The sequence below is a fragment of the Leptospiraceae bacterium genome, from assembly GCA_015075105.1.
Lineage (GTDB): Bacteria > Spirochaetota > Leptospiria > Leptospirales > Leptospiraceae > JABWCC01.
The window spans coordinates 1,054,777-1,077,061 of record JABTUZ010000002.1; the positions used below are offsets into that span (position 1 = coordinate 1,054,777).

Genomic DNA, 22,285 nt, shown 5'->3' on the forward strand with positions numbered 1-22,285 from the left:
AATTAGGCTTGAGGGAAAACCTTTTTAGGTACTTTTTGTTCTGGAGATTCCCCTTTCCCATTTTTTTAGCTCTTTTTCTCTATCTTCAATTTTCATTTTAGGCTTGAAAATTGTGGACTTAGTTTCATTTTTCTTAAGCGAACTCACTGAAGTATAAAACCCTGTCTCTATCCCTGCGAGGTAGGCTGCACCGAGCACAGTAGTATCTACATTAGCAGGGCGAATCACTTCTTTTCCGAGAATATCAGATTGAAATTGCATGAGGTATGAGTTAGAAGTTGCTCCACCATCTACCCTGAGCATTTTTAGGGGTTTTCCTATATCGTTTTCCATTGCTTTTACAAGGTCATAAGATTGAAGTGCAATAGATTTTAGTGCAGCTCTTGTGATTTGAGCAGGCGTAGTGTCTCTGGATAAACCAAAAATTGCACCTCTAGCATCCATATCCCAGTGTGGAGCACCAAGGCCTGCAAAAGCCGGAACGAACACTAAGTCGTCTTCTGTTTTTAGGGATTGAATAATCTTTTCGGTGTCTTTGGAGTTTTTGAAAAATTTTAAATTATCTCTTAAAAATTGTACTACAGCCCCTCCTATAAATACAGAGCCTTCCAATGCGTAAACAGTGCTTCCATCCGGGCCACAAGCGAGAGTAGTCAAAAGTCCAGATTTAGAAATTTTAAATTCATTTCCGGTATTGAATAATAAAAAACACCCTGTCCCATAAGTATTTTTTGCCTCTCCTACCTCAGTACACAATTGACCAAAAAGTGCACCTTGTTGATCGCCTACAAGTGAAGAAATCGGAATTCCATCAGGGAGGTTTTTCACCCCTTTAGTTTTACCGAATAAAAACTTAGAGTTGTGAGCTTCTGGTAAGATTGTAGATGGGAGATTTAGAATTTTCAGCAAGTCCTTGTCCCATTCTTTTTTTTCAATATTAAAAATTAGAGTTCGGGATGCGTTAGTGTGGTCTGTTTTGTGAGATGTGCATTTCGTCAGTCTGTACAGTAAGTAAGTGTCAATTGTACCAAATAAAATTTCTCCTCTATCTGCTTTTTCTCTTGCGCCTTTTACGTTGTCTAAAATCCACTTGATCTTTGTGCCGCTAAAGTATGCGTCCAAAACAAGCCCTGTTTTATTTCTGAAAGTCTCTTCAAATCCTTGTTTTTTTAATTCCTGACAATAGGAAGAAGTCCTTCTGCACTGCCAAACAATTGCTTTGTGAATTGGTTTTCCTGATTTTTTATCGAATAGTACTGTAGTCTCTCTTTGGTTTGTAATTCCGATTGCGACTGCATTTTGAGGTTTAAGTTTCCCTTTTTTAATTGCAGCCGAGATGAGCTTTTCGGTTTTAGACCAAATTTCTTCTGCGTCGTGCTCTACCCAACTTGGCTTTGGAAAATATTGTTTAAACTCTTCGTAAGCACTTGATATTACTTTCCCTTTTTTATCAAAGCAAAAAGTTCTAATCCCTGTAGTACCTGCATCTATTCCTAAAATATATTCACTCATGTTGTACTCCTATATTAAATAACAATTTCTAATCCTTCATAAGCCATGATAATTTCTAAAGCATTATTTTTGTCGAGCATCTCTTTGTATTTTAAAGCCCTTAAATACACAGCGTCTAACTTATCGTCGTTGTATGAGGGGTCGTGGTGAAACATAACCAATTTTTTTACATTGGCTTTGAGTGCAATATCTGTAGCGATAGATGCCGAGCTATGCCCCCAGTCTATTTTTTGGAGAGATTCTTCAAAAGTATATTGTGTGTCAAAGACTAAAACATCTGCATCTTTAAAAAATTCTAAATAGTCTTCAATGTTTTCCATTTCGTCGATATTGAATTCCGAGTCTGAGGCAAAAATCAACATCTTACCATCTTCTTTGAATTTGTATGCAAAGTTTCCACCGGGATGGCGAACTGCTTTTGTAACACTGGTGATATTTTTACCTATTTCAAAATTTTGACCTTCTTCAATAAAATGAAAAGATTTTGTAGCGCGAAGCCCTTCAAAAGGAACAGGGAAATGGGTAGCCGGGTGTTGGTATTTTAATCTTTCTTCTAAGTTTTGCATCGAGGTATAAATTTCAAACTGATTTCCAGGAATATATAGTGGCACAAAAAAAGGAATTCCTTGGATATGATCCCAATGGGTATGGGTAAATACCCAGTAGGCTCTACCTTGGCCTACAAGAAAACCTTGGGATAGCAATGAGTTTCCGAGTTCTCTAAGTCCAGTGCCACCGTCGATGATGATCAGGTTATCGTCCTTGTCTCGTATCTCAAGACAAGTAGTATTCCCACCATAGGTGTTGATTTGAGAAAATGAGAGTGAATCTAAAAATTTCTGGATATTTCCTTTGCTTTGAATATCTACGGGAGTTGCAATGGATAGAATATTTTCAATTTTTTCTCTAATTAGACTCCCTTTGATAGGAGAAGCAATAGAACCTCTTACACCCCAGAATTTTATACGCATAGTGATAATGAAAAGAAAGTGTTTGCAAGTTTGCAAGCATTTCTATCAATATAATAAAAAAATCTAAAAAAAATGAAATATTTTGTTGAAATAAATAGAATCCGAATTAATATTTAAGAAAGGTGAAAATGTTAAGTACTGATATTAAAATAGAAAACGGGGTTTGTGTGATTTCGGTCAACGGAAATATCAGCATGAAGCATGCAATTCTTTTAAAAGAGTTAATTATTAAACAAGCAGATATCGGATATTTAGACATAATTCTGGACTTTGGAAAAGAAGTGTATTTGGATTCATCTGGAATAGGTGCTATATTTAATTCTCAGAAGTACTTGGCAGAAAGGAATGGAAGCCTGAAAATAAAGAATGTAAGTCAAGACGTTATGACAATTTTACGCATTGCAAACTTAGATAAACATTTAAACATAATCAAATAAAGAAAAAACTCCGATATATTTAAAAATCGGTTTGACAGAAAGTGGCAAAACCTTCTTTTAAACGATTACAGGTATTTTTTTATTGCAGGGGGCTAGATGCAGAAGCAGACCAGATGGAAATATTATATTGACAAAGAATTCCAGAATCATTTTATTTTTGGTTTTTCGGGAATATTGATTATTAACGCACTATTAACTATAGGCATTGTTTGGCTTGTGAAAAGCAATCCATACAGCCTATTGCCTGAGGGTGCTTCGGTTTTGGTTCAGGTTGACGCAGAAAAGGCAGTTGGACTTTCAAAGCAGCCGGACGGGAAGTACGCAATTGATGATGCGGGAACACCATTTTTTCCATTGAAAAGTGGGGCAGACGGAAGACCCTTGCATCAGTACAATGCTTTTGATATTTACCTTACACCGGTAATCTTGATTAGCTTATTGAATATTCTGGTAATAATCGCATACAGCTTATTCTTCTCGCACAGAATGGCAGGTCCTGTTCATAGGATTAAAATGTCTCTCGAGGACTATGTTGCAGGAAAGCAGGTTGGATATATCAAACTTCGTAAAAATGACCATTTTAGTGAATTGGCTGACCTACTGAATAAGGCGTTAAAATTGGAGGAAAAGAAGAAAAATGGGTAAGAAATTATTAAGCCTTTTATTTGGAGTTGTTCTTTTCAGCTTCACTGCATCTGTTTTTTCTCAGGATGCTTTATACGACGTATATGAAAAAATTGAAAAGCTGACTATGAAAGATGTAGATCAATTAGTTCAATTGATGCAAGATAAAGAAATTGTTCCTTCGGCAAAAGCTAGGGCAATCAATAGAGTTGCGGTAATTTATCAACACCAAACCCAAGAAATCGAAAAACAACAAAATCTAATTACTGTTTTGTCAGGGGTGATTGATCAAAACAAAGCAGATAGCCCTACAAGTCCGCAGTACAAGGTTAGAAGCGCGGCATGTCTTGCACTTAGAATTTTTGACCCTTCTACTCACGCAAATGCGGCTATAGAGGCAGCAAAAAAACCTTTATTGGAAGACAATCATTTGGATGTTTTGACTGCTTGTGCACATGCACTTGGCGACTTTAACAGAAACAGCATCCCGGCTACTAAGGCTTTGTTAGAAAGGTTGAGCAAGGATTATACAAAAGAGAACAGAACATCAGAGGATGTAAGGACTGTATCAGTGGTTGTGAACGCCCTTGGCAAGTTAGGCTCCAAGCAATCATTTATCCCTCTTATGAAAGTACTTCAATCGGGGTATCCGGTTTCTGTAAAAAAAGAGGCTCAGATTGCGATAGATCGACTTCGTTGGTGAGATAGGTTTTTAGCGTGAAATATTTTTTAGAGAATCTTTTCTTTTATTTTACGCATTCTTTTCTTTATCGTCTAAGTTTTTCTTTTTATTTTCCGATAATAAATAATAGAAAACTCAGAAATTTCAATAGGCTTTGGTTTTTTTGAGAAGATTGGAGAGTCTTGTTAGGTAGAAATGATTGATCCTGAAATAAAGACAGAAAAAATAGTAACCCAGAATAAAACTTTTTTGATTGACTTAAAAAAAAATCAAGCGGGTTATTATCTAAAAGTTTCAGAATGGTCAAATAGTAAAAAATCATCTATTTTTATTCCTGCGGAGGGAATAGATCGGATGGTGGAGATATTAGAAAGTTATAAAGCACTTATTTTATCGGAAGGTTGAAAGGTGCTTTTTGTGAAAAATAATTATATATAAAGGGTTTATCCAAGGAGTGTTTATGAGTAAAAAAGTATTGTGTTTCTTGTTTTTGATTGCGGTCACTAGTTCTGTTTTTGGACAGCAACCGGCAAATCAACCACCGGCGAATCAGCCGGCAGGGGATAAGCCAAAAGACCCCTTAGATAAAATTGCCCTTGAAGATTTTGAAGAATCAGAAGATTGGAGAGCTAAGTCAACTACTCCACTCGGCGAGACCAAAACTTTAAAAATGATTCAACGTGGTACAATGAAGGATGTTTTTGATGAAAAAACTGTTCCAGATGCACTTGCCAATGAGTCAGAGCAGGAAAAACAAGAGCAAAGAACAAGGATCAATAAGAATCACATATTGGGAATAAAGACCTTTTTTGTAAACAGGGGATTTGACCGGGTAGAAGTTGCTCCTCCACATGAATATATTATAAAAGGGAAGGCTCGTCAGGTTTCTGTATGGGTTCTTGGTAGAAAATATCGCCATACTCTGTACGCAAAATTCAGGGACTACAGAGGAGTTACTCATAACGTAAGGCTTGGTCGATTGGATTTTTTCGGATGGAGAAAATTGACTGCAACGATTCCGGGTTATCTTCCTCAAAGTACTCGATTCGCACTATTGGATAAGAATCTTCATTTTGTATCTCTTTTTGTTACAAGTGATGTTCACGAAATTGGTGGAAATTTTTACTTTTATTTAGATGATCTTGAGGTCCGAGCAGACAAATCCGATGCAAGGTATCCCGGATATGAGATTAAGGACAACTGGTAGAATCCGGTTCAATGAAGAGAAGAGGGTTTCGTATGATAAAACATAAAATTATAAAAAGTATTCTAATGGTTACTGGGTCTCTGCTTATATTGGTAGGATTTGGGTTCGCACAGACAAAGAGAAGTATTCAAACAGCAATCGGAAATGACATTGCAGGAGCAGAATTAAAGGCAGTTACTTTGGAGTCATGGGACAACCCGGCTCCAAGTGCTCCTTATGGTTGGGAAGTATTTACAGACAAGGACGATCCGGCATCTCATGATAAGCCTTACAATCCAAATTTACCTCCTTCACCACAGGCAGCAAGAGAAGTAAAGGTGTTACCGGGTAAGCCTGGAGACGTAAAACAAGCAGACCCTTCTACTTCCAAGGTATTAGGGGTTAAATTTCAATTTACTTACCCTGGCCACAATGAAGTAACTATTCGTCCTCCAAGAGTAGATGAGTACAAGGTGCTTCGTCAGAGAAGCTATCTAGATGAGAACAACAAGCAAAAAATATACCAAATCTATGGGCTTGAACTTCCAGGAATGGCAAAAGCAGTTTCTGTGTGGGTTTGTGGAAGAGGTAATGAATACAATTTAGAGGGTTGGTTTGAAGATTGGAAAGGTGACTCCCATATCTATAAATTCGGCTCTTTAGATTTTATTGGTTGGAGACCTTTATCTATCCATATCCCTGCGGGAGTTCCTCAAGAGGTAAATTCTTATCCACAGGTAAAAACTTTAGTATTCAAACAATTTAAAGTTCGCTCTACACCATTTACAAGTGGTGAGGTTGTGTATCTATTTTTTGATGAGTTGAGAGTTCTTACTGACGTATTTGAAGTTCACTTTGATGGAGCGTCTCTTGATTTTGATGAGGGAGATTGTCAACAAAAGCAAAAACTCGATAAGATGTTAAAAGTAAAAACTGAGAAGAATTGTGGTGAAAATAAAGAAAAGCCGGCTCCTCAGAATAAGCCTTAAAGGTTTAGATTAAAATTAAAATAAAAACCCTCATCTATCCTGAAGTTTGATGGGAAGGCGAGGGTTTTTTCGTTTTCTAATAAGATTTTCTTGTTTACGAAATTGGCAAAAGAAATTATTTTGACCTTAAATCAAATTATTGCTAAATTCTATAGCAATCTCAAAAAATGCAAGATCGTCAAAACCGATTAGCGGACATGAGCTAAGGAGAAACACCCGTGTCAGAAACTGTGGTTACAACCGAGAAACCAGCTAGCGATCTCGATAGACTAACATCTCTATTCAATGAAGAAATTTACCTGAGGGTGGACGCAAGCTCCGGCTCTGTAAGTCCTTCTAAGTTTAAAATTATCGACGATTTGATTGAATTCTTGAAATCAAAATCTAAATTAGAAGAAGCCAAGATAAAAATTGAAGAGCATTTAAAGGATCACCCGGAGAGTATTTTTGCAAAATATTTAACCGGGATGCTTGCACTTCACCAAAATAAAATCGAAGAATCCAACCACCTAAAGAATTTATTGGATCAATTCCGTAATTATAAAAAATGGCCAATCATCGAATACATTGCTGATAATATTTTGCAATTCGGAGACCAGAGAATAGCTCTGAAATTTAAAGCAGAGGCTTTAGAAAATCTAAAGAAAAATAAAGAGCTAAAAGTTGTTCTGGAGAAGTTAGCAAAAACTGACAGGAAAAATCCTGAAATCGCCAAAAAATACGCTCTCTCTATTTTGGAAGAAGATAGAGAAAAGGCAATATTGTATTTGAAGCAGGCAGCAGAGTCATTTGCAAAAGTAAAGGATTTTGACCAAATTGACGAAATTTGGCCGATTCTGATTGAGCATAATTTTACAGACATACCATTTTTTGAGAAGATTGAAAGAATACTCGTAGGTCACAGAGAAAAGACAAGACTTGTAGTGTTGTTGTACCCTTTGGTGGAGCCGTACAAAAAGTTAGAAGACTGGGACAAGACTATCTATCTATTAAAAAAGATCTTAGATTATGAGCCTCAATCTCCTAAGGCAAGAAATGATTTGATTCGTGCGTACAAGACTAAGTATGCCGACCATTCTCTTTTAGAAGATTTCTTGAAGATGAGTGAAATCGGAAATAACAGAAAACCGATTAGTGTTTGTATAACAAATTTTGAGAGAAATATCGTATTCGATACGAATAACTATGTATTGCATAGGAGTTGGGGAGTAGGGAAAATTACTTCTATTAGCAGTACAGGTGATTCTATATTTGTGGATTTCAAAGATAAGAAAGAGCATAAGCTGTCTATTCAAATGGCGATCACAAGTTTGAAACCTCTAAAATCGGATCATATTTTAGTGAAATACTACGAAAATTCAGAAGCTGTAATCAATCTTTTTAATAACGATATTTCTGCGTTCTTTTTGGAACTTCTTACTTCAAACGATAACTCTATGAGTATGGCTGAAGTAAAATCAGAGATCATCGGAAAGTTTCTTAAAAAAACTGAAGATTGGTCGAAATGGTGGAGTAAGGCAAAGTCAACTCTAAAGAAAGAGCCAAAGATAGGTTTTAATCCAAACAAGAAAGATGAAATTTTTTATCGAGACAAACCTATTACACTATCTGAGCAGCTTTCAGAGAGATTCAATAGCCAGACAGAGCCGAATAAGAAGTTGGAAATTGCAATGGAGGCGCTCAAAGATTCGACTGAAGCAGAAGGGGCTCTTGAGTTAATAAACCACTTTTACTACGAAGAAGAAAGTTCTAAAGATACTATGAGAAAAATTGTAGCTTATCTGTTTTTGGAAGAATCTGTGAAAGAATTGGGTGAGGATATTACTCGACTTCAAAAAGAATCTGATATAGCGAGTCTAATTCGAGCCTTGAGTAAGACTGAATTATTGACCTATTCAAAGCAAATTACCAATAGCGAAATTAAAAAAAGTTTTGTGAATCTTATTCATAAATTTCACCCAGAGAATGCAGAAATTTTAATTCGTACTTTGTATGAAGTTCCTGTCAAAATTCACAAGCACGTATTTGGCGTATTGGTCAACGATGGAAAATTTTCAGAGCTTAACAAATTCATAGAAAATATTTTAGATAAATCCAAAGAAAACCCAGAAGTCTTTCTGTGGGTAGCCAAGTCGATATTAACCGACCTTTGGACATACAAAGAAATTCAGGTGAAGTTTTCCGATTTAGTTCTTAGGGTGTTTAGGCTGCTCAAGCCACTTGTTAAGAAAGAAGAAAAAGGCATGAAGTTGAAAAACCTAACAAATGAAATTTTGTTTGGAGACGAGGGAGCAATTGTAAAAAAAGCAATAGAGTCTGGAGATACCGAATATATTAGAAAGCTCTACGCATTGTACAAGGAAGTTCCTTATATAACAGATTCCGAAAAGAAAAAATTTCATGATTTAATCAATGAAATGAAGCCTGATTTTCAATGGGATGAATCCAATTATGATGAAGATGAATTAGACGATGATATTTGGAACACAATTCCGACTAATGGAATTTTAGTTACAAGATTTGCGTTCAACGCCAAGAAAGCAGAGTTCGATCACTTGGTCAATGTAGAAATGGCAGAGAATTCCAGAGATATTGGAGAAGCGCAAGAGAAGGGAGATTTACGGGAAAACGCCGAATACAAGGCTGCAATGGAAAGACAAGTACAACTTCAAGCTGAGATTAAGAAAATTGAGTCTGATCTGAAAAGTGCGATTATTTTAGATATTGCTGGGGTTAGTACGGATAGAATCAATGTGGGTTGCACTGTAAAATTGAAAAATTCCAGTACAGGGGAAGTCCAAGAATACTCTATATTGGGGCCTTGGGATGCAGACACAAATAAAAATATAATTAGTTATTTGTCTCCATTGGGAAAAAGCCTTCTTGGAAAAAGAGTTGGAGACGAGGCAGTTGTAAGTTTTGAAAATCACCAGACAAATTTTTCTGTCTTAGATATAGTTCGCTACTCGACTTAAATTTTACAATAGAGTACTCTAACTATTTGGAAGGAATTCTTACAAGGTCTGTAAACCAATCAGAAAGATTTCCGACTTTATCTGCGACTTGAATTTGAATAAGATAGTGTTTTTTAAATTGTCGCAAGCTTTTTGGAATTTGTATTTTTATAAATTGCCTGTCTAAGTCAAATTCAAACGGGTAGGATTGTCCTTCAAATAGCACAGTCATTTTTCCTATTCCTGAGCCTTTGTCTGAAATAGAATAAAACCTTTCGATAAAATTTTCACCGATTGAATCCTGTGGATTAAAATATCGATGAATCAAATAAGGGTAGTATATTTTGGGTGGAACAATATCTTTCATAACTACAAGAATCCCTGTCCTACTCAATTCAAAAGAAAGCCCGTTTTTTGATGATTTTGTTTTTAACAGATTCAAGATTTTTGTTTCTTTGTCATACAAATAGAGTGATTGCCCTTGGGAGAGGTTTCCTATTTTGAGGGTTGCTTCTGCTTTTCCAAGCCAACTATAATCATAAGCTGTTATTTCATAGCTCTGTCCTTCTGGTAGCAGTCCATCGGTTTGTAAACTTTCTGGAAGAGAATTTAGCTTTTGGATTTTGATTTCTCCTTTTCCGATAATTTTATTTTTTTTGAGGTTTATGATGACATTAGAATCGTCAGACAAAAAAATCTTTGTATCTACTTTTTTGTTTTGAATTGGAGAAGATTCTTTTACAATAACAGAAAATTCTATAGTGCTGGTATTCTTGTTTGAGTCAAAAACAGAAATGTTTAGAAGGATTTTCTCGTTCAAGGGAAAGTCATTTGTGTTGAAGGAGTAATTTTTTTCTTCCCGACCATCGAATAAATTGTAAACGTAGTTAGGTGGGCTAAGAGAAGACCTATTGATGTCGTATAACGCATGCTTTTCTGAAAGCTCTTTATAGGACAGGAAATCTAAATTTTTCGTATAGAGTTCTTTTTCGTTTGCTTTAAGAGTGAATCCAAAAATTCCATTTCGATTGATCGATGAAATTAAATCATAAGCTGTTACCTTGACTTTTACTTTTCCTGAAACAGTTATGGGTGTTTCTGTTTCTTCGATTTCAAATAAATTGTCTTTCTTTTGTGTCGCTTTCAAATAATGCATTTCTCCGTTGTCTGTTTCTATAGATACGAGATTCACAATAGGGTATTGTTTATCTATTTGTGAATAGTTTTTAAAAATCATTGGATTATAGAATCCTTTGGAATCAAAAATTTCAAGATGAAGATGGGCTATGCCTACACCGGTTTCCCCTGTTCTTGCGATCCAATCTTTTTTTTTAAATTGAAATTCATTCGCATTGAGTCTGACAGAAAACTTTTCTTCATTGAGTAATAGCAGTGATTGTCGCAAAAGCTCAAAACCCGATATACTTCCTTTAAAATCATTTAGATGAGCATACCTTGTTTTTAATCTTGTATTGGGAGAATAGGTAATTATCGAAAGACCATAACCGCTTGGCGAATAACTGATAGATTCAACGTATCCTTTAGTAGCAGATAAGAGTTTCAACCCGTTGATTCCATAAGTTTTAAAATCCAAGCCCAGATGAACAGAGGAATTTCTATATTCTGTAAATGTCCCAGAAATTGGAGTTAAATATTCCAAGGGCCATTCAACTTCTTCTAATTGAAATGTATCTAAAGAGTATAGTCGAGTAGCAGAAAAAAAGAGCAATAGAAAAGATAAGAGTAGTCGATGTTTCGATTTTTTATTTTTTAACGTAAAAGAATATTTTAAACAATAGTTGTACATACGCTTCCCTTGTGTTTTTAAATTGGAGATTTTTTTATTATCGGTCTTAAGATTTTATTTCAAAAGTTCTGAATGTATTTCTTGGCTCTTCCCAACGAATACTTGAGTTAGTCACTTTTGATCCGGAGGGGCCTCTTTGCAAAATTTTAAAAAAATCTTCTATAAAGATTTTCTCCCCTTCTACTACAGTTTCTACCTCGCCGCTTGGGAGATTTTGTGTAAAACCTTTCAATCTCGATTCTTGTGCTTTTTGAAGAACAAAGTATCTGAATCCAACTCCCTGAACCTTACCTTCTACAATAATTTTTGCTCTTGCGATTTCTTTTGGCATTGCTTTTGATGTCTCTTAAATGGGAAAGTATCTTCTAAATTCTATAACTTATGTTTTTTTGTCATTCTTCTTTTCTTGTGCGTACTTTACAAGAGAGCCCGGCCGTCCTCCAAAAATCAATGGTATCCCGATTTCTGATGAAAAAAGATTGGTTTATGTGCAAAATTTCAGAAACAATTCTTACGGTCCTACTCTTCATACTATGCTTACAAGACTCGTGAAAGAAGAAATTAATGCAAGAGGCAGGTTTATTCAGACTAGAGATAAGTCTAATGCTCAGTATAGAATTTATGGAGAGATCGCTCACTACCAATTGGTTGGAAATATCGTAGATCAAGCAGGGCAACATATTAGTAGAGAGATGCTTGTGGTTGTTAGACTTGAAATCCAAAAAGCAGGCGGGGAAAAATTGGTCTTGGAGAGAAATGAGATTCCCGGAAGAGTGTATTATTCCGAGCAAATCGGTTTTATGGAAACTGAAGAGCAGGCTCAGACCAGACTTCTAAGAAATCTTGCTATTCGGATTGCAGAGGAAGCTGAGAACGCTTGGTATTTTTCTTTGACTGGAGTCGATGAGGGAGAAAACGAAAAGGAGTCTGGCACAGATACCAAAAAACCCAAATCTCGCTCTAAGAATTCTGAAAGTGAACCAAAACCAGATAAGCTAAAAAATGATAAAAAACCATAATTTGTGAAGAGATGAATATGAAAAAAAATGAAGATACAAAAGAAATTGGTAATTCCAAGCAAGAATTGGCTGATACTTCTATATCGGAAGAGATGAGAATCTTTGAGGATGTACTCAAGAAAAAAGGTTTAAAAATTACTACACAAAGAATGTTGGTTGCAGAGAAAATTTTTTCGGTTCATAGTCATTTCACTGCGGATAGTTTGTTGGATTTATTGAAAGACCGTAGAAGTGAAATTTCTAAGGCTACCATTTATAGAATTATTTCTATAATGGTTGAAGCAAACCTTTTGAGTGAGCACGATTTTGGCAAAGAGTTCAAATTTTACGAGCATATCATAGGTCACGAACACCACGATCATATAATTTGTCTTGAATGCGGAAGGATTGAAGAATTTGTAAGTGAAAAAATAGAAGAGTTGCAGGCTTTGGCGGCAAAAGAGAAAGGGTTTATTATAAAAGGACATCACCTGAATATTTTTGGAGTATGTGCCAATCCAAAAACTTGCTCTCAAAGTAAAAAGTGAACAAGGTTGGAAATAGTTTCGTTTAGATCGAGAAAGTTCTTCTGCTCTTTCTCTAAAGTTGGGTATATTGCTGTTTGAAATAAAAAAAACCGATCCGAATAGTTTTGCAAGAGTCGGCGTATTGAATCTACAGGGAATACAAATTCCTACTCCTATATTTATGCCGGTTGGAACTCGCGGCTCGATTAAAACATTATCTTCGGAAGATATTGAGTCCTTGAATTTGCGTCTAATTCTGGGAAATACTTACCATCTGTATTTGAGACCCGGTACTGAAGTTTTAGAAAAATTCGGTGGATTGAAAAATTTTATGTCCTATAAAAATGCGCTATTGACCGATAGTGGCGGGTTTCAGGTATTTAGCCTACAGGGTCTTGTAAAATTTAAAAATGACGGGGTAGAGTTTCAGTCTCATATTGACGGCTCAAGGCATATTTTCACCCCGGAAAAAGTTATAGATATTCAAAAAATTATCGGATCGGACATAATGATGGTGTTGGATGACTGTCCGGCTTACGGAACTGACACAAAAAGAATTTCTGAATCTTTGGAAAGGACTCATTCTTGGGCAAAAAAATCCATAGAGCACTGGGAAAAGACGAATTCTAACCAGAATTTATTTGGAATTTGCCAAGGTGGAACAATTTCAGAATTTAGGCAAAATTCGCTAAAAAAAATTCAGGATTTGCCGTTTAGCGGCATAGCTTTGGGAGGCTTGTCTGTGGGGGAGCCTCGTGAGGAATTTGTGAGAATTTTATCTGAAATAGCCCCATTTTTGGATAGAAACCGCCCAAGATATTTGATGGGAGTTGGAACTGTGCCGGATATTTTGGATGGAGTAAAAAATGGGATAGACATGTTCGATTGCGTTTTGCCTACCAGAAATGCAAGAAATGCACAAGTTTTTACTTCTACAGGTAAGATTAACCTGAGAAATGAAAAGTATAAATTTTCAGAAAAACCATTGGATTCAAAATGTAATTGCAGAGTTTGTAAAAATTATAGTCTTGGTTATTTGAGGCACCTTCATACTGTAAAAGAAATGCTTGCGTTTTCCCTATCAACTTACCATAATTTATTTTTTATGGAAAATTTTATGGAAAAAGTCCGAATTTCAATAAAAGATGGATATTTTTCAGAAGAATATGCCTATTGGAAAAATTTATATAAAAACTAAAAAATTTGTCGTTGACTTATTCGTCTGGAATAGATGAACATGTATTGGAATAGGGGCACGGCCATTTTTGACTAAGGAGTTATAAAGAAGGTATGGAAATAGCGAGGAGAGAAAATAAAACTATAATCATCTTAGATATCAATGGCGAGATAGATTTGTATAACGCTCCAGAGATAAAAGACGTTATCGCAAAATTGATTGAAGAGCAAAAATACCAAATAATTATTAATTTGGAAAAGGTTTCTTATATCGACTCGTCAGGGATTGGAGCATTGATTTCTAGTCTTTCTAACTTGAAGAAATATCAAGGTGGATTAAAGATTATCAATGTAGCAGGATCTGTTAGGAAAGTTTTCGAATTAACAAAATTGACTTCATTTTTTGAAATATTTGATAATGAAGGTGATGCGGTCGCCGCATTCAAATAAATTCAGTAGAATTTTAGAGGTTATCATGCTCAGACGAATTTTATTTATTCAGGTTTATTTTGTAATCATACCTGTAATATTATTTTTTATTGGTTGCGGTACTCCGCTTCCAATAGCAGAAATGGCAAAGGCAAAACAAGAAATCGCTAGAGCATCTGTTCTTAAAGCAGATGAGTTCGCAAAGACCGAATATGATGAAGCCAGAAAAGGCTTATTCAACGCCCATAATTTTGCAGCGGATGAAAAACCGGATCCGGCAGAAGCAAAAAGTGCAGCAGAATACGCTGTAGCTCGTGCTTATGATGCGATTGAAAAAACTCTACCGAAACTTAGTTCCAAGACAAGAGACGAGGCTTCTCGAGCAATTGATGCTGCCGATGTAGCTTTTGCTGTTCAATTAGCGGCTGATGATTTTAATAAATCGGTAGATTTGCGTAAAGAGGGGGACGGACTTTCACAGGACGGAGAAAAGCAGCTTTTCGACTATCCGAAAGAATCTGACGACGATAAGAAGTTAAACCTTCGACTTAGAGGGTTTGACACTTACGAAAAAGCCTACCGAAAGTATGAAGAGTCAAGAGAATTAGCCGAAAGAGCAAAAAATTTAGCACTTTCTCAAAAACAACAAATGCTTGATTCGATTTCAGATATCGAAGACAATCTTGCCACTGCAGAAAAATATTCTGAAGGAAATGATCCAAGAATTGCCAGAACAAGAGCTTTACTGGATGACGCAAAATCAAATATCAATGACGGAAAGATTAAAGACGGTTACAATAAATTAGAAACTGCAAGAAAAGAATCTCAAGAAATAGTTGCCGCATCGGTTAAATCTTATGCAGCCAAGAAAAAAGAAGAAGCCAAGAATAAAATCGCAGACACAGAAGAAGCTATATCTTCTTTGCCTCAAGATAAGATTTCTGCAAACCCCCAAGCTAAGTCTTCTTTTCAAACTGCAACCGAAAATGTGGAAGCTGCCAAAGAAGCCTTAAAATCTGCGGAAGAATTATATGATCAAGAAAAATATCAAGACTCCATAAAACAAAGCGAAGAGGCTATTCGATTAGCTGATATTGTAGTTGAGCAGAAAGATTCTTTGATGGCTATGTTGAATAAAGCCCCTGCAAATACAAGGTCTGCTGATATTGATGGCGATGATTCGGATAGTTCTGAAAATTCTAAAGCACCAGGCGAGGGTTGGAAAACCTACATAGTCAGGAAAAAGGTTCCTTCTGATTGTTTGTGGAGAATTGCTGGTTACAAAGAGCATTATGGTAATCCAAGACTTTGGACAAGGATATACAAAGCAAACAAAGCTAAGATTAAAAACCCGGATTTGATCTACCCCAAACAGAAATTTGATATTCCTCCAAAAAAGGGATCTTTAAAAAAACCAAAGAAAAGTGTAAATAAACCTGAAGAAAAAAGAGACAAAGATTTAGCGGACACTCCTAAAAATTCTAACGGGGAAGAGTCTGATGATTCTTTAGATTCTTCTTCGGGAGATGAAGAATCTCCTAAAAACAATTAGAGAAATTTTCACTGGATTTTAAAAAAGGGTAATAAGTAGTTTTAATTACCCTTTTTTTTAAAAAAGCAATTGTTCAAAAATCCAATAAAAGTGCCATTTTCTAGCGTTGTAAAAAGCCCTGAAAGGGGTTTTTGCAGTAGCGTCATGAATATATTCCATTCGCTTCAAAAAAAGAAGTTAGGCGACATTAAAATTTTTGCATTTAAATTAATGAGACTTGAAAGACTCGAGTTTTTATATTGATAGTAAATGGCAATTTCTCTGATTTTTTGAATATTTTTATTTCCATGATAGACTTGTTACAGGTGTGCCTTTTTTAAAAAATTCTTAAAAAATTAAATAATATATTGACAAAAATCTGCCATCATTTAATATGCGTTTACGTCCATGACTAACCCAATTTCTTTTGTCCGGAAGAAATTCCAAAATCCGTATAACCTCCCCGGAAGACCGGTAATCACAGGAATAGGCATAGTTTCTCCGATTGGAATTGGCAAAGATATATTCTGGAAAAACCTATTAGCCGGGGAAACTGGATTAGACAAGATCACGCTTTTCGATGTATCGTCATTCTCCCTCAGCAATGCAGCCGAAGTAAAAAATTTTCAACCAGAAAAATATTTCAATGAGCGTCAGTTGAAACACTTTCCCAGAGCAGCACAATTTGCGAGTGTTGCATTCCAATTAGCAAAAGAAGATGCCTCTCTAAATTATTTCGACCCTTACAGAACTGATGTAGTAATCGGGGCATCGCAGATTTCTTTTTTTAACACAAAAGAAGAATCTTATGATGAGATTTTCCAACTCGATGAAGATGCAAGTAGTACAACTTTAAAGACTACAATCCTCACTCCTGCCGGTGTAATTGCAAATTCTATTCAATCCGAGGGCTATGTTTCAACCATAGCATCGGCTTGTTCCGGTGGAATTGACGCTATCGGAATTGCAGCAAAGAGAATTAGAGATAACGAATCTGATTATGTAATTTGTGGTGGGGTAAATACACCCATCACTGAGAATTTTATAAACGCTTTCTTGAAAGCAAAAATGCTCACAAGTAATGAAGAATCTCCAGATACCCATTCCCCCATCCATAAAAAACAAACTAAGCCTTATCTTGGAGAAGGAAGTGTTGTATTTATTGTAGAAGACAGAAAAAAAGCAATAGCAAGAAATGCAAAAATTTACGCTGAGATTGCGAGTTTTTCTAAAGCCATAGAAAATACTAACAGGGCTTTTCAATCTAAGAGTTCTACAAACAAATGGAAAACAAACATACCAAAAACCATTAGAGACAAAATCCCAACGCCCTCAGTAAAAGAAATTGTAGGCAGAGAAATTGAATCCTCTAGCGCATTTCAAATAGCAATAGGAGCAATTTCAATCTACACCGGAATAACCCCACCCACTTGTAATTATTTTTCTGACTCAAAAACAAACCAACACCATTCATACAAAATTAAAAATTTTTTCAAATCCAGAAACTTCGTAGTTCATGGGCACGACTTGTCTGGTGTAAGTACATCTATTTTGCTAAAGGATTTTTAAATGGAAAATTTTGAACTTTATATTATCTGGCTTGTTGTTTTAAACAGCTTTGCGATCCTACTTATACTGCATGCAATTTTTAAAATGCAAAAAAGTATGACTAAATATTCTTATTTAGCATTTTTAGTGTTTAGCATAATCTATATAAATTTGATCTATATAATTCGATTCTTTGTCACAGATTTAGAAATAGCACACACTATTTCAAAATTTATATTTTTCTCTTTTAGTTTGAATTTTATTCTATTCGGAGTTTTTATTTTTCTAATTTTTGGAAAATCCGTAGAACTAAAAAATTTGCGATTCTGGATATTTTGCAGTTTGAATTTTGTTTTTGGAATTGCTGCATTTATTCCCGGCGCTATCATCAGTGGAGTAGTTCAAAATGAAAAAAGCATAAATCCAGTTTATGGAGTCTTATACCCATTTTATATAGTTGGGAATTTTATTTTGGCAACTTATATTTTTACGATAGCGTATATCGCATACAGAAAAGAACAAAATGAAGTCTTGAAATACCAGCTAACAATACTTTTTTTTACAGGGATTGTGGTTTTCTTTTTTGTTGGAGTGATGAACGGAATGGCTCCTGCGATTGAAGAGAATTCGATCTCTTCTTTTATTGACCCTCTTGGATTTTTACTATTTTATATGGGGATGGTGAACATCATTTCAAACGAAAACAATCTTTTTATCAAGAAAGAATTTAATAAATTCATAAAACTTCCTCCTTTCAAGAAATCAGAAAATGTATTTGCTCTTAAACAACTTTTGGTAGAGTTGAACAATATTTTTATAAAAAATCCTGAAATGGTGAAAGCCCATCTAAATTTTATAGGACAAAACTCTGAAGACCTAAATATTTTCTTAGAAAAAAAAGACCCAAAGTTAAAACTTGAAGGAAAGTCAAAAAGTACTATTCCTCCCGGTTGGTATCAGGGAATGCTCGATTCATTTTCAAAACTATATAATGAGAATAGGAGATTGGCATTTTTTTTAATTCGTGCAGAAAACCTTTTAGGAGAAGGATGGATTTCAAAAAAGATTGAGAAATTAAAACTTGCAACCGGACTACCGGAAAAAGACTTTTATATATTTTCAAATTATTCATCTGAAATTCAAAATAATCTAAAGGAAAATAATGAAGCTTTCGGAAGTGAAATACTTTGCTTTTCTGTTTCTCTAAAAAAAATTCTACTCCAAATTCAAAGCTATTCACTCTCCAATCAAATTGTAACTTTTTTAGGTGAATCAGGTACAGGGAAAAGCCTCTTTGCGAAAGCACTGCATTTTTCAAGGAATGGGGGAGAGCTAAAAGAAATTTCTTGTCAGTCGATAACTCGTGAAAAACTCATCAATACTATAAATGAATTTTTGGCTGCAAAGAAAGGAGAAACTCGCACAGGGCTTCTCATCAAACATTTAGATTATTTGGAGCAAGAAAAATTTTTACTACTCGAGCCTATCATAAAAGATTTAGCAGGAAAGAAATTTATATATTTTACCTGCTCCAATGAATTTATCAATAGTATGCACAATATTCCTACAAATATTTTTACAAGAATAAAGGGGCTCACCGTATCCATTCCTCCTATCAGAGAAAGGGCAGAAGATATATTTTTTCAAGTAATTTATTTCTTAAAAAAATATTCTGACAAGTTTGATAAAAAATTTGAAGCTATATCTGTGGAAATGATGCACGCACTTCGAAAGCAAACATGGACAGGAAATTCAGAAGAACTAATTCAAACTATCCAAAGTTTGATTTTGAACGGGCAATCCCCTGTACTTTCCATCACTCCCAAATTTTCAGAAATCACAGAAAATCCTACAGTTGCGGATTTATCTGATCTCACTCCTTTGGAGTTGTCTGAAAGAGAAACTATTTTAAGATACCTTCAATCCAATAAGTACAATAAAAACAGAACAAGGATTGATCTTGGGATCACTATCAACACTTTAAACACTAAGATAGAAAAATATAAAATACATTTTCCTGATTCAAAAATCTAAAGAGAAAATTCATGCTAGTTTAAATAAAAATTATGCTTAATCCTAAAGACTATTTGCAAGCCTCAGTCTTCTCTCCAGAAAATCTTCTTAGAGAAGCAAGAAGACAAAAAAATTTACCTCTTGCCTCTGTGCCTTCTACCTGCCTTCTCGATCCGGATGGAGATATTGTTCAATTTGTATTAAAAACAAATAAAGCAAAATTAGACAAATATTGGGCGTGCTATCATACAAATCTTTATAGAGTCCATTTCGAAGACGAAGTTTTTGGGATTATCGGAAATGCAGTTGGGGCACCTTTTGCAGTTTTACTTGCAGAGCAATGTTTTGCATCCGGATGCAACACATTGATTAGCATAACTTCTGCCGGCATTATCAACCCTACAAAAAATAATTCTAAGTTTATTTTGATTGAATCTTCTTTAAGAGATGAAGGCACCAGCTTTCATTATTTACCTCCTGATAAAGAATCGAAAATACAAGATCATTTGTTAAAAAATTTATTACCTTTAATCGAGAACCAAGAGTTGTCTTTAGAATTAGGAAAAAGCTGGACTACAGATGCACCTTACAGAGAAACAAAATCTGCCATCGACTACGCAAAATCAAAAGGAGTTCATTCTGTGGAAATGGAGTCTTCTGCCTTATACGCTTTTGCTCTAGCCAAGAAAAAGGACGTTATTTGTTTTGCTCACCTTACCAACTCGATGGCACAAAGTGAAATCGACTTTGAAAAAGGTATAGAAAACGGAAGCATTGATTCATTAAATTTAGTCTATCGTACAATTCAAGCACTGAAATAAATCTCTTCATAACAAGGGAAATTTGAAGGTAATAAAAATATACAAAACTTTTGAAACTAAAAAATTTAGACTACCAAAAAAATTTTTAGAAAAAGATATTTGTAACAAGTACTATGAAAAGAGAGAAAAAAAAGTGGATCTAAGTGAGTTTGATTTTGAATTAGACGAGTCTCTAATCGCAAAATATCCAGTAAAAAATAGGGATGAAAGTAGGTTGATGGTTGTCGAAAAAAAAACCGGGAAGATTTCTATTGAGCCGTTTTTTAAAAATATAAAAAATTATTTGAAACCGAATGATCTTTTAGTTTTCAATAATACTAAGGTTAGCAAAAGAAGAGCATTTCTATTAGATGAAAAAAATAAAAAATACGAAGTTTTATTTTTAGAGAAGTTGAAAGATTCAAAGTCTTGGCTTTGCCTGATTAAAAATTTAAAAAAACTACCCCCTCACCTCATTCTAAAATCTATTTCTGGTGATTATAAATTCCAATTTGTTGGCAGAAAAGAAATATACGGAATACTTGAACCTCAGGATTTCATAAATGAGTTTGACTTTGAAAATTTTGGAGAAATTCCTATTCCCCCTTATTTCAAAAGAAATTCCGAAAAATCAGACGAAAAAAGATACCAGACAGTCTTTAGTGAAAACCTTGGGTCGGTTGCAGCGCCCACTGCAGGATTACATTTTTCTAAAGAGCTTTTAGAAGACCTTAAAAAAAAAGGGGTACTTCATACCTCTGTAGAGTTAAAAATCGGTTACGGTACATTTAGCCCGATAATCACAGAACAAATTTTAAATAAAAAACTCCACAAAGAAACTTACTCAATTTCAAAAGAATCTGCCAAAGTTTTCCATTCGATTGATAGAACTAAGCAAAAAATCTGTGCAGTTGGAACTACAACACTTCGAGTTTTAGAAACAGAATTTTTAAAAAATAAAGGCAAATTTACTAATGGAGAAGGAGAGACTGATTTATTTATATTCCCAGAGGACTCTATTCAGTCTATTGATTCACTTGTAACAAATTTTCACTTACCTAAAAGTAGTCTACTACTATTAGTGAGTGCATTTGCCGGAAAAGAATTAATCCTCGAAGCATATAAAAAGGCAATTTCAGAAAAAATGAGGTTTTTTTCTTATGGCGACTCCATGTTGATTTTATAATCTATGATATTTAAATAATCTTTTACAAAATTATTCCTTCACTCCAAGATTCATTTTTTTAATTTCACCTGACTTGAGCGCATCGGCAAATTTTATAAATACTTCAAAATGGGTTTTTTTTTCAATATTTAACAGTATGGATTTATTTTTCCATTCTCCAGACAAAATCTTTTTTTCAACTAAGCTCCATTCTATTTTGTCTTTATCTAAAAAAAATTCCCCTAAGGAATTGATGTTTACAATTATATCACCATTTGTATTCCCGGATACATTTTTTGCATTCGGAATATCTAACTCCATAGACTGGAAATTTTTCGTAAAACTAACGCTTAGCATTACAAAAATCAAAAGTATAAAAATAATATCCATAAAGCTCGTCATGTCTAAAAGACTGATTCCCTGGGACTTTTTAGCTCTTCTTCTCACGAGAAACCCTATACACTATTCCAAAAGACTCAGTCTCTATCTCATCTAACTCACCTTTTAAATATTGATGAAATACCAATGAAGGCACAGCAATCAACAAACCAAAAATTGTAGTAAGGAGAGCCTCGCTAATCCCACCTGCAAAAATTTCAGGACTAGCTTGACCTGTAGCCCTCATTTTTTGAAAAGCAGAATAAATACCAAGAACAGTACCTAGTAGCCCAAGTAGTGTGGCAATCCCGCCGAGGCTTCCCACCCAGTTTATCTTTTTTTCATACGAAAAAATCAAATGCTCAAACTTTTCTTCCCATCTTTTTTCAATGTCTCTTGTATCTTCCAAAATCTTAAAAAATGACCTACCGAATGGTGTTCGTAATTGATCAGTGTTCTCTAGAAATAAATCCTTTTGAATACTGCGAAATTCAAAAAAAAGATGAATCACCAAAGAAAGATTTAAAATAGATACGCATAAAAGTGGGAACATAATAC

22 protein-coding genes are annotated in these 22,285 nt (G+C 34.8%); 16 read left to right on the plus strand and 6 right to left on the minus strand.

The features are described 5' to 3' along the window. Positions 1–24 precede the first annotated feature (24 nt). Together glpK and HS129_14800 are read right to left on the minus strand one after the other, a co-directional pair. Complete coding sequence (glpK, locus tag HS129_14795) at positions 25–1,512, minus strand: glycerol kinase GlpK (protein ID MBE7413302.1); 1,488 nt, start codon at positions 1,510–1,512, stop codon at positions 25–27. 14 nt (positions 1,513–1,526) lie between these two features. Next, positions 1,527–2,483, minus strand: coding sequence for an MBL fold metallo-hydrolase (locus HS129_14800; protein ID MBE7413303.1), 957 nt, complete (start codon positions 2,481–2,483; stop codon positions 1,527–1,529). Between the two features lie 122 nt (positions 2,484–2,605). Here HS129_14800 and HS129_14805 point away from each other — a divergent pair, with 122 nt between their 5' ends. The 7 genes from HS129_14805 (at position 2,606) to greA (ending at position 9,376) form a co-directional block, all read left to right on the plus strand. Then, positions 2,606–2,920: an STAS domain-containing protein gene (locus HS129_14805; GenBank protein MBE7413304.1), complete on the plus strand. Its 315-nt coding sequence runs from the start codon at positions 2,606–2,608 to the stop codon at positions 2,918–2,920. A 96-nt stretch (positions 2,921–3,016) separates the two neighbouring features. Further along, positions 3,017–3,565 (plus strand): methyl-accepting chemotaxis protein, encoded by a 549-nt coding sequence (locus tag HS129_14810; protein ID MBE7413305.1) that lies wholly within the window; start codon positions 3,017–3,019, stop codon positions 3,563–3,565. Continuing rightward, positions 3,558–4,247: a hypothetical protein gene (locus HS129_14815; GenBank protein ID MBE7413306.1), complete on the plus strand. Its 690-nt coding sequence runs from the start codon at positions 3,558–3,560 to the stop codon at positions 4,245–4,247. The genes HS129_14810 and HS129_14815 overlap by 8 nt, the downstream gene beginning before the upstream one ends. A 177-nt stretch (positions 4,248–4,424) precedes the next feature. Then, positions 4,425–4,631, plus strand: coding sequence for a DNA-binding protein (locus HS129_14820; GenBank protein MBE7413307.1), 207 nt, complete (start codon positions 4,425–4,427; stop codon positions 4,629–4,631). Between the two features lie 55 nt (positions 4,632–4,686). Then, complete coding sequence (locus HS129_14825; protein ID MBE7413308.1) at positions 4,687–5,433, plus strand: endoflagellar filament sheath protein; 747 nt, start codon at positions 4,687–4,689, stop codon at positions 5,431–5,433. Positions 5,434–5,444: 11 nt separating this feature from the next. Continuing rightward, complete coding sequence (locus tag HS129_14830; protein ID MBE7413309.1) at positions 5,445–6,401, plus strand: endoflagellar filament sheath protein; 957 nt, start codon at positions 5,445–5,447, stop codon at positions 6,399–6,401. Positions 6,402–6,619: 218 nt separating this feature from the next. Next, positions 6,620–9,376: a transcription elongation factor GreA gene (gene greA, locus HS129_14835; protein ID MBE7413310.1), complete on the plus strand. Its 2,757-nt coding sequence runs from the start codon at positions 6,620–6,622 to the stop codon at positions 9,374–9,376. A gap of 22 nt (positions 9,377–9,398) precedes the next feature. Here greA and HS129_14840 read toward each other — a convergent pair whose 3' ends face one another. After that, entirely contained in the window at positions 9,399–11,162 is a 1,764-nt protein-coding gene (locus tag HS129_14840) for a hypothetical protein (GenBank protein ID MBE7413311.1), read from the minus strand. Positions 11,163–11,208: 46 nt separating this feature from the next. Continuing rightward, positions 11,209–11,493, minus strand: a complete 285-nt coding sequence (locus HS129_14845; protein ID MBE7413312.1) for an acylphosphatase — start codon at positions 11,491–11,493, stop codon at positions 11,209–11,211. Positions 11,494–11,512: 19 nt separating this feature from the next. Here HS129_14845 and HS129_14850 point away from each other — a divergent pair, with 19 nt between their 5' ends. From HS129_14850 to queA, 9 genes are all read left to right on the plus strand, one after another. Continuing rightward, a complete protein-coding gene (locus HS129_14850; protein ID MBE7413313.1) occupies positions 11,513–12,181 on the plus strand; it encodes a hypothetical protein in 669 nt (222 codons plus the stop codon). Positions 12,182–12,198: 17 nt separating this feature from the next. After that, a complete protein-coding gene (locus tag HS129_14855; GenBank protein ID MBE7413314.1) occupies positions 12,199–12,708 on the plus strand; it encodes a transcriptional repressor in 510 nt (169 codons plus the stop codon). A gap of 67 nt (positions 12,709–12,775) precedes the next feature. Next, positions 12,776–13,885 (plus strand): tRNA guanosine(34) transglycosylase Tgt, encoded by a 1,110-nt coding sequence (tgt, locus tag HS129_14860; GenBank protein MBE7413315.1) that lies wholly within the window; start codon positions 12,776–12,778, stop codon positions 13,883–13,885. Positions 13,886–13,977: 92 nt separating this feature from the next. After that, entirely contained in the window at positions 13,978–14,313 is a 336-nt protein-coding gene (locus HS129_14865; GenBank protein ID MBE7413316.1) for an STAS domain-containing protein, read from the plus strand. A gap of 25 nt (positions 14,314–14,338) precedes the next feature. After that, positions 14,339–15,844, plus strand: coding sequence for a lipoprotein LipL71 (locus HS129_14870; GenBank protein MBE7413317.1), 1,506 nt, complete (start codon positions 14,339–14,341; stop codon positions 15,842–15,844). A 387-nt stretch (positions 15,845–16,231) separates the two neighbouring features. Then, complete coding sequence (locus HS129_14875) at positions 16,232–17,392, plus strand: hypothetical protein (protein MBE7413318.1); 1,161 nt, start codon at positions 16,232–16,234, stop codon at positions 17,390–17,392. Beyond that, positions 17,393–19,405 carry a sigma 54-interacting transcriptional regulator gene (locus tag HS129_14880; protein ID MBE7413319.1) on the plus strand — a complete coding sequence of 671 codons (2,013 nt, stop codon included), beginning with the start codon at positions 17,393–17,395 and terminating at the stop codon, positions 19,403–19,405. 32 nt (positions 19,406–19,437) lie between these two features. Continuing rightward, positions 19,438–20,205: a nucleoside phosphorylase gene (locus HS129_14885; GenBank protein ID MBE7413320.1), complete on the plus strand. Its 768-nt coding sequence runs from the start codon at positions 19,438–19,440 to the stop codon at positions 20,203–20,205. A 133-nt stretch (positions 20,206–20,338) separates the two neighbouring features. Continuing rightward, positions 20,339–21,370, plus strand: coding sequence for a tRNA preQ1(34) S-adenosylmethionine ribosyltransferase-isomerase QueA (gene queA, locus HS129_14890; GenBank protein ID MBE7413321.1), 1,032 nt, complete (start codon positions 20,339–20,341; stop codon positions 21,368–21,370). Between the two features lie 30 nt (positions 21,371–21,400). On the opposite strand, the gene HS129_14895 is transcribed toward queA, so the two are convergent. Further along, the gene (locus tag HS129_14895) at positions 21,401–21,796 is read right to left on the minus strand and encodes a biopolymer transporter ExbD (protein MBE7413322.1); all 396 of its coding nucleotides are present in this window, start codon (positions 21,794–21,796) and stop codon (positions 21,401–21,403) included. Continuing rightward, the gene (locus HS129_14900) at positions 21,780–22,280 is read right to left on the minus strand and encodes a MotA/TolQ/ExbB proton channel family protein (protein ID MBE7413323.1); all 501 of its coding nucleotides are present in this window, start codon (positions 22,278–22,280) and stop codon (positions 21,780–21,782) included. Before HS129_14900 ends, HS129_14895 begins: the two co-directional genes overlap by 17 nt. Positions 22,281–22,285: the final 5 nt, after the last annotated feature.